Here is a 2,294-nt window from a genome sequence, read left to right as displayed (position 1 = left end):
GCTCTTTAGCGCCGATGGTAGTTGGGGGCTTCCCCCTGTGAGAGTAGGACATCGCTAGGCACACAAAGCAGTCAGCAATAGCTGGCTGTTTTTTTGTTTTATGTAAAAATAAAGATCTATTAGAGATGACGAGAGTATGATTGAGCGAATTGCGAAAGATAGATGCTAGAAGCCCGTTAGGGGTATTCAAGTAAATACGACCATCGTATAAATTCAGAGAAAGTTCTATGTAAGAGACTTAAGACCTGAAATCTGTAAGTATAGATTCTCTAGGGGTAACAATCTATCATTTCTTATTGAAGAGATAATTGTTGTGAAGAGTTTGTAATTGATGCATATTTACATCAGATGGGAAAGTAATACTAAATCTTTTCAAAGCTATGATGGTAACACTTTTGCGTATTTTCAGATGATTTTATATATATTTATACATATCTAAGAGAAATTGCAAATATTAATGACTTATGCAATTTAAGAATGTCCATTTTTATAAGATTTATTATTTTGATCGTTCTAATAACTTACAATTTATATGATGAATAGTAAATTTATTCAGTAAGATTCTTGTTATAATACTCAGTTGTTAAAAGATAAAGGCAGTAATGAAAGGGATTTATCCTTTGTCATTGCTGCCTTTTCAGTTAAGATTGTTTTTGTATAAAGGGATGTTTTACATAACAGAATTGCTAGTCCCTACTAGTGCTTATATATGAATTTCTATGAAGGCTGTTTAATACAAGAGGGTCTTTTTAATTGATGGAGAACACGGACTTTTGGCCATCATTCTAAATTTACACAGATGAAAACTAAGGAACTGTGTTTCCTCTATTCTTTAGCTATAAGTAAGGAGGTACGATAAGGCTAAAACTTTATAGTTAAATAACGCATTTTAACAAAATATTTGCTAAACGGTGATTTCAATTTAGGCACACAAGTTGTTTTAAGAGTTGAGTATTATAATGCCTTACAAATCGACAAATTTCACTTTTTTAAGTTCTAATCGTTTTGCTAGTTTCCTATAATGTAACCATTACTTGAAAAAGGAGAGGGAATTTTGTGGATTGATGGTGTTTTTTCTGGTGGGGGATTGAAAGGCTTTGCATTAGTTGGAGCGTATCAAGTATTAGAAGCTGAAAATTTCCACTTTAAGCGAGTTGCTGGAACAAGTGCTGGAGCTATTTTAGCAGCTTTTATTGCTGCTGGTTATAGTGGTAAAGAAATTGAATGTATGCTTGAAGAGTTGGATGTACCTTCATTATTAGACCCTCGAAAAACATTTTTGCCATTGCCATTTATGAAATGGATTAATGTCTATAACCATTTAGGTTTATATAAAGGGAAAGCATTAGAAAAATGGTTCTTTCAAAAATTGGCGGATAAGGGAGTTTACACTTTTGCAGATATACCCGAAGGTTCATTGAAATTAGTAGCGTCGGATTTATCAAATGGTAGAATTATTGTTTTACCGGATGATTTACACAAGTATCAAATCGATGCTAGTAATTTTTCTGTTGCTAGTGCATTGCGTATGAGCTGTGGTATTCCGTTTTTCTTTGAACCAGTTACATTAAAAACAGGAAAAGGCGAATCGGTCATTGTTGATGGTGGTGTATTAAGTAATTTTCCTCTCTGGATCTTTGATGATAAAGAAGGGCGTAAAAAGCGACCAGTACTTGGTCTTAAACTAAGTAGAAGTAGTGAAGAACAATGTCCTCAAGTAATAAAGAATGGTTTAAATTTATTTGAAGCGTTATTTGCAACTATGAAAGGGGCACATGATGAAAGATATATTTCAAGAAGACACGAAAGAGATATTGTTTTTATTCCAGTAGATGATTACAGCGCTACACAATTTGATTTAAATGAGGAGACAAAGGAAACATTACTAGAGATAGGTAGGAATCGTACTATTCAATTCTTAAAGACCTGGCCTAGGTTTAGAATATAAAAGTCTAAAAAAAATTATAAAACCTATTGACGACTTATAAACTAGATGTTATTATATAAAAGTTGCTGTTACAACATGTAACTACGAAATATAAAAATAAAATAAATGTTTGACATTATTTCAGAAACATGTTATTATATAAAAGTTAACTCTTACAAAACAGTTAACAAAATGAACCTTGAAAACTGAACAAGCAAAACGTAATCAATATAGTTTTTATTAGCTAACTTCGTTAGTGAACGAAACAAAAATTTGGACATCAAAATTGATGCCAGCAAAACAATTTGAGCTAATCAAATTTCTTTTATGGAGAGTTTGATCCTGGCTCAGGACGAACGCTGGCGGC

The 2,294-nt window shown here is 32.4% G+C and carries 1 protein-coding gene; it reads left to right on the top strand.

The window, feature by feature from the left end; genetic code table 11:
- The first annotated feature begins 1,054 nt into the window (after nt 1-1,054).
- Nucleotides 1,055-1,948: a patatin-like phospholipase family protein gene (locus ACQKNX_RS25615; RefSeq protein WP_340821505.1), complete on the top strand. Its 894-nt coding sequence runs from the start codon at nt 1,055-1,057 to the stop codon at nt 1,946-1,948.
- Nucleotides 1,949-2,294: the final 346 nt, after the last annotated feature.

The sequence above is a fragment of the Lysinibacillus sp. NPDC093712 genome, assembly GCF_050280025.1.
Taxonomy (GTDB): domain Bacteria; phylum Bacillota; class Bacilli; order Bacillales_A; family Planococcaceae; genus Lysinibacillus.
Note: the sequence above shows the minus strand (reverse complement) of the source record. Positions and strands in the feature narration are given on the sequence as shown.